Source organism: Stygiolobus sp. RP850M, assembly GCF_037389295.1.
Taxonomy (GTDB): Archaea; Thermoproteota; Thermoprotei_A; order Sulfolobales; family Sulfolobaceae; genus Stygiolobus.
Map to the genome: position 1 here is coordinate 1 of NZ_JBBHKU010000052.1, position 7,022 is coordinate 7,022.

Consider the following 7,022-nt stretch of genomic DNA (forward strand, 5'->3'; position numbering starts at 1 on the left):
CTCACCTCCAGGTAATACCTCCCGTGCTCACCCTAAAAAAGTATTATCATCAACGTTCTATTAATAAAGCACAAACAATTCAAATAATTCATTTTATATTAACAAAATTGTTGTCCACACTCACTGCTATTATTGCTACGCTTACTGTAACCCTATCTACAATAATCGCTACAGTGAGAACTTTAAAGCAAATGGCTATGGACAACTTAATACCCTCGAGACTTTCGATAAATGAGGCTTTACCGACTCTTATTGTAGTATCAATCATGATATCGTCTTTGAGTCTTGGCAACGTTGAAGCAATCGGACTTGTCTCTAACTTCGGGACTGTGTTTTCTTATCTTACTACAGCTATGGCTGTAATAATATCTAGGAGAAGGGGCTTTATCGGTTCGTTTAAAGCACCTTTTTACCCAGCGTTACAGATATTTTCTATTTTATTGTCTATAGTCGTATTGATCGCTTTAGGTGAGGAAAGCCTGGTTTTAGGCGTTTTGTCAATATTGATAGGGTTAATTATTCACGTAATTCACGTAGAAATAAACTTGGTAGAGAAAGGCAAAACTCTCAACCCCCATGGTAAAATCGGGAAACGCAAAGCAGAGTAATATGATGATTGGAGATCTATCAGCTTTGTTAACTACAGCGTAAAAAGAGGTCGTGTTCTCTTTTTTAACTATTTTTATCTAAAAAGAAAATTTTATTCTTTATCATGTTCAATTATGTCAGTGATATATTTTTGTTTATTTTCAATATGTTAGAAATTTGTTATGACACATTTTTAATAATGTGGGCTATAGTTGAGGGCCTTCCAGAACGGCTTACCACTAACAGCACAAACGACAAACTTCACCATATGGTACTTCAACATGGATGGTTACTCTTCTAATCCATTTAACCCATCTAATTCGTCACACCCTAAGGTCTCTTCATTTCATCACTTCCGCTAAATACTTATGCAATTAATCCCTCAAAAACATTGAGCGTAAGTTCAAACCTCAGAAGTTAGCTGTCTAACGTTGCCTACCCTCCGCCCTTAATAATCTCTAGCTTTATTATAATCAAGGTTTTTAGTTCCTGAGTACGAGACTTAAATAATGCAATCATTACTTAAAGTAATAGTTGGCTTAACGATGCTTTTAGGAGCGATAGGCTTAGACTACTTGGGGGCGTCATTACAGAGCTTGTCGATTATAGTTATCTCGATGATAGTGTCAATAGCTGGTGCATTGGTGGGTATAAGAGGTTTATTAGAGTTTTTAGGAGAGAGATTTTCTCGTTAATAAAGCCAGCATGCTACGTAGTGGTCTTGATCTATTTCCTTCAGTTCGGGTTCCTTTTCTTTGCATCTATCATGAGCGAATGGACATCTGGGGTAGAACACACAACCTTTCTCCGGTCTCACTACGTCTATTTTTATCTTTATCTCCTTGGGTTTATCCCTTAATGACGGGTCGATTTTGGGATAGGCTTCGATCAGGCTCTGAGTGTATGGGTGTAGGGGCTTCTTTATAACGTCACTGGCTCTACCGATCTCTACTACTTTCCCTAGGTATAGAACTGTGATTTTATCTGAGATTATTTTAGCTATCGGTAATTCATGTGTTATCAACATGAAAGATATACCTTTTTTCTCCCTAGCGTCCTTTATTATCTTTAGTATTTCGCCTTTCAGTGAGGCGTCTAACATGGTAGTAGGCTCATCAGCAACTACGTACTTAGGGTCTACGATTATTGCCCTAGCTATGCTAAGCCTCTGTCTCTGTCCACCTGAAAGCTGATAGACTCTATTCTCTAATAACTCCAGCGGTAGTTCTACTAAATTCATTGCCTCCTTGATTTTCTCCTCAATGTTCTCCTCTTTTCGGTATTTTAACGGCATAGCCAGAACGTCATACACTCTCATAATTGGGTCTATCGAAGAATAGGGATCTTGATAAATCATCTGTGCGTATCTTCCTACTACCTTAACCTTACTTTTTACTACGTTTATTTCCTCATTGTCAGTTTTGATGTAAACTTCCCCTTCTGTGGGTTTCTGAAGACCTAAAGTAACCCTCCCTAACGTAGTTTTACCAGAACCGCTCTCACCCACTACTCCCATAATCTCCCTTTTCTTAATTGTAAGCGTCACACCATCTAACGCTTTGGTCAAGTGCTTCTTACCGAATATCCTACCACCAGTAGCGAAATAGACTTTTAAGTTTCTCACTCTAACCCTATAATCCTCAGTAGAGCCAACAGGCAACCTCGTCACCATCTGAGAATTTTTTAAATTCGGGTTCTTCATTGAAACATACGTCTTTAGCAAAGGGACATCTAGTGTTAAATCTACACCCTTTAGGGGGGGTTGAAAGGTCTGGCATAAAGCCAGATATCCCTTTTATTATATCTTTATCTAACGTAGCTATAGACTCTATTAGTAAGGACGTGTAAGGGTGTCTGGGTTTTTTAAATATAATCTCAGAGGGACCGCTTTCCATAATTTTACCTGCGTAAAGTATATAATTTCTGTCTGAGATTTCAGATAATAACGCTAAGTCATGTGTTATGAAAATTATAGATAAATTCAGATCTTTTCTAAGTTGCTTTAGTAAATTAAGAATGTATTCTTGGACTACTACGTCTAGGGCAGTAGTAGGCTCGTCAGCTATCAGAACTTCAGGGTTAAGTGCTAACGCCATGGCTATAAAAGCCCTCTGTTTTTGCCCTCCAGATAACTCATGAGGGTACTTCTCCGCCAATGATGGATCCAAGTTAACCATCTTAAACAACTCTTTAACCCGTTCATCATAGTCTCCGTTCCAACCGTGAATTTTCAAAACCTCGACGATCTGATCTTTTATCTTAAAAACTGGCGTAAATCCAGACATCGACCCTTGAAAAACCATCGATATCTTTTTCCACCTGTAATTTCTCCTGAAGGTATCCTCATCCAGATCTAAGATGTTCTCGCCCTTGAAAAGCATCTTGCCTCCCTCAATTTTTCCAGGGTTAGGTACTAACCTCATTATCGCGTATCCTATAGTGCTTTTCCCCGAACCGCTCTCCCCGGCAAGTCCTACAATTTCTCCTTTATCCAAGTTCAAGTTAACGTCATCCACTGCCCTTACGACACCCCTCCTAGTATAGAAATAAACTTTTAAGTTCTGTACCTCTAATAGCATTTTATCTCTCCCCTAAAGTAATCCTTTCTACTGCGAAACCTATTAGAACGAAAGGAACTGCCACTACCACTATCATAAGGCCAGGGAACACTACCCACCACCACCAACCGTTCACTTGGGCTTGATACGTTTCCGCTTGATCTAAAATACCTCCCCACGTTACTATATTAGCCGGAGCTATTCCTAGAAAAGCTAGAGTTTGAGCAAGCAATATACCGGCAGGAACTCCCAATGCCATGTAAGCTACAGTTATCGGTATCAATCTTGGCATAAAATGAGTAAAGAATATTCTATAGGAAGGTATGCCCAAGAGTTTGTCCACTTCAACGTAACTGTTAGATTTGATCGATAGCGCCATAGACCTTGCAATAATTGCGTAAAAGGGCCACGATAGGAAGGAGATTAACAGTCCTTCCAATTCGAGGTTTGGCTCTGTGACAAAGGATACTGCGACTAAAAACGGGAGTGCAGGCAATGCCAGAAACACCAATGTTATCCACTGAATAACGGAGTCTTTAGTACCGCCAAGATACCCTGATATGCCACCCACTATAATCCCGACCACTACGGAGACAATCGAAGTTAAGGCACCTATTTCTAGTGCATCGGGAAGCCCTAAAAGCACGCCTAGATCTATGGGCTTACCAAAGTAATCTGTACCCATGAGTCCGTAAGAATTACCTAACAGTAAAATTTTGGTTTTGGTTACGTTCATCGGTTTCGCAGATATGACTTCTATTTTCACTATGTATTTGCCGTCCTCGGTCACTGATAAGTTAGACTTGGGCGAGTTAAACAGTGCGGTGGATAATGTAGTAGCGTTTACTATGTTGGGGGCTTTACCGGTGATCGACGATATATAATTTAGAATGAAACCTTGTATAGCTGTTAAATCAAAAGGTACGTTAAAATACGAATTAGGCACTTGGATCTGAATTGTGCTACCGTCGGGTTTATTCCAATAGACTACTTCCTCAATCGGCGTACTGTTGGTAGAAATTATGAAGTAGACGTTGTAAGCCGGAAACGACTTAGTCCAGTTAAACGAGAACGTGATTAAAGCTATGTAAATGTCTTTAGCTGGTGAATACTCTGATATGTTAGTTGGGGACAACTGCTCGGTCGTGAAATACTTATTAGGATAGAAGATTCCTAGCCACGCCGGGGGTACGTGTTTCGGATACTCACTCCATGATGCAGGATTATTCCACGACTCATACACTTGGGCAGGTACTGATAAGGCAACTACGGTGAAAACGAGCAAAATTAAAAGTATTATGAGTCCGGTTAGACCCATTTTATTGTGTAAAAACTCTCTCACATAACTAGAAATACCAACTTCGTATTTACTCAAATTTATTCACCTGACCTTATTCTTGGGTCCAAAATCCCGTAAACTAACTCTCCTAAAAACAAACCCAAAAGTAAGACTATCGTTAAGACGTAAGTAACTCCCAATATTACGGGCAAGTCGTTTAATGTTATTGCAACGTAAGTCAATAAACCTATCCCCGGCCATTCGAATACTACCTCCGTAGTCAGGCTACCTCCCAATGAACCGGCAAGAGCTAAGATAGCTTGGGTAGCTATTGAAGGAGAAGCAGTTCGTAAGACGTGTTTGAATAGTATCCTAGATTCTGGTATACCTCTTGCTTTAGCTGTGATTACAAAATCCTCCTTCATTATAGAGGCAACCAAGCTCCTAACTATATAGGCAAAACCACCCACATTCACTATGAATATGGTGATTAGAGGAAGAGTCATATGGTATATCACGCTTATTCCATAGTCAAAGGGGTTTTTCGGTGGTGGAACTGATGTCATTCCCCCGGGCGGGAAAACTTTTACTCCATAAGCTAAGGCAGCTATTAAAACAAAGCCTAACCACCAAGTTGGTATACTGGAGTGGACTACCGCTATTATGGCAATTATTTTATCCCATACTTTTGATTTAGCGGAGAGTAGTCCTATGATAGTGCCTGCTATTATAAATATGATAGTCGCCGTCGTGAAAAGGAGTACTGTGTTGGGTAAATAGTATGCTATTATACTACTAACCTCTCTCGAGCCAGATGGTGCTTGGATAAAATAAGCGTTACCGAAATTAAAGAGTATGAGATTATACATTTGTACAAAGTATTTAGTAATAATAGGCTGGTTCAACCCGTATGCAGAAATTAACGTTTCCTTGTACCTTTCAACAATAAGTTGAACTTGAGTGGAGTTTAGATGGTGAGAATTTTTTAAAAGAGTCTGAGTAAATTGTGCCACTTGAAAATCTATACTTTTAGATATGACTTCCTGCAAAATTGGAAAGGTAAATATGTAGAGAATAGACAGTGTTGCAATTAGAACGGAAAAATAAATGATTGCCTTTTTTAGGACGAATGTAAAGTACGCCATTTAGAAACCTCACTTCCTCCTTCTTAATAACGCGACAGCCGCTATCACTATTATTATTATCGCTATCACAGCTCCTATGAGACCTACATTAATACCACTCGACGTCGTGGAGGTAGCACTTGATGAACTGGTCTGAACTGATGTCGTACTTAAATTAGCTGTTGTGGTAGACGAAGTCGTGGTAACAGGTGGTAATACGACTAGAGAAACTTCCATTGGATTTATCAATATCGAAGTGTTTTGATACGCCGCTATTGTTAGAATATAAGAGCCAGATGACAAGTTCTTCGGTATATTGAATGTGAACTGACCTTGGTTGTTAGTCATTTCTTGCGTCGAGAATATTACGGATCCATTAGGATGTAGTAATTCGAGATACACCGTCACATTAGCTACCGGACTTGCTTGAGTACTTCCCGCTGGAGTTCCCCTCACCGTCCCGTTCAATACCTCTCCTGCCGTTACTGTAGGTGGAACATTGAAGGATATTGAGTACGTCATCGGCGTTGATAATGCTTGTTGCGTAGGGACGAGGTGGAAGTACGGGTTCTTAACTATCTTTGCAAACTGTGGGGAGGCACTGGGGTTCCAAGCTACCAATATGAACGGTCCGTCACCAATTAGAGCGTTATCGTAAGTCTGGATAAAAGATATTGCAGCTTTGTAACCAGATATCGCTTGTTGTTGAGTTACTAGTGTCATGTTACTTAATTTTTCTACTTGTATTAAACTGTTCGGTATGTAACCGCTTGTGGAAGCGTTTTCTAAGGCTGAAAGTATATAGCCTACGTCAGTGGGGCTTACTAAGTTTAACCAGTCAATTCCTTTAGATTGTGCTGTGCTCTGTGACCACGCAGCCTTACCTTCAGCTACAACATCTTTCATCCCAACATACACTTGCCACGGGAAGTAACCTCCACCAGCTAATGAATAACCTAAAGGATTGAATGAATCAAATAAGTTTACTACTGCTTGTGTTGGGTCGAAGAACCAATCGTTACCCCATATTTCTATTGCTGTAGAGTTAATTATCTTAAATCCTTTAATCGTCTGTAGTGCAGGACCGTAGACGGAACTAGTAACAGAGTCGTAAATTGGGTTGCTGGAGTTCAGTGACATTTCTGACGCTATGATGTATTGGTATATTATGTCCGCTAAAGTTATGTTTTGTCCGTCCGCCCATTTATCATTATTGAAGAGAGGTGCTAAATTGTAGATCACAGCCATCTGTGCAGTTGTATTTGAAGGAACATATGTTACTTGTTGTTTTGCAGGGTTCCACCATAAAGCGTTGGAAGGAACCGGTACCACAGCATTGGGAGTTATGTTTACAATCTTAAATGAATAGATGTAAGGAACTGGATATCCTGATCCGGGTACTGTTAAAGCAGCTGGGGTAAACAGAGCTGTTGCAATCTCGTCCGTGTAAGCATCGGTGAAACCAGCACCAGG

5 protein-coding genes and 2 pseudogenes are annotated in these 7,022 nt (G+C 40.0%); 2 read left to right on the forward strand and 5 right to left on the reverse strand.

What is annotated here, in order from left to right; genetic code table 11:
• Positions 1–608 (forward strand): annotated as a pseudogene (locus WIW52_RS06130) (hypothetical protein); the annotation flags it as partial.
• 489 nt (positions 609–1,097) lie between these two features.
• On the forward strand, positions 1,098–1,283 hold the full coding sequence (locus WIW52_RS06135; RefSeq protein ID WP_337709283.1) for a hypothetical protein: 186 nt from the start codon (positions 1,098–1,100) through the stop codon (positions 1,281–1,283).
• On the opposite strand, the gene WIW52_RS06140 is transcribed toward WIW52_RS06135, so the two are convergent.
• From WIW52_RS06140 to WIW52_RS06160, 5 genes and pseudogenes are all read right to left on the reverse strand, one after another.
• Positions 1,280–2,260, reverse strand: a complete 981-nt coding sequence (locus WIW52_RS06140) for an ABC transporter ATP-binding protein (protein ID WP_337703195.1) — start codon at positions 2,258–2,260, stop codon at positions 1,280–1,282. The genes WIW52_RS06135 and WIW52_RS06140 overlap by 4 nt on opposite strands.
• Positions 2,229–3,167 carry an ABC transporter ATP-binding protein gene (locus WIW52_RS06145; RefSeq protein WP_337709285.1) on the reverse strand — a complete coding sequence of 313 codons (939 nt, stop codon included), beginning with the start codon at positions 3,165–3,167 and terminating at the stop codon, positions 2,229–2,231. Before WIW52_RS06145 ends, WIW52_RS06140 begins: the two co-directional genes overlap by 32 nt.
• A gap of 1 nt (position 3,168) precedes the next feature.
• Complete coding sequence (locus WIW52_RS06150; RefSeq protein WP_337709287.1) at positions 3,169–4,521, reverse strand: ABC transporter permease; 1,353 nt, start codon at positions 4,519–4,521, stop codon at positions 3,169–3,171.
• Positions 4,522–4,523: 2 nt separating this feature from the next.
• A complete protein-coding gene (locus WIW52_RS06155; RefSeq protein WP_337703127.1) occupies positions 4,524–5,570 on the reverse strand; it encodes an ABC transporter permease in 1,047 nt (348 codons plus the stop codon).
• Positions 5,571–5,579: 9 nt separating this feature from the next.
• Positions 5,580–7,022, reverse strand: a pseudogene (locus WIW52_RS06160) (ABC transporter substrate-binding protein); the annotation flags it as partial.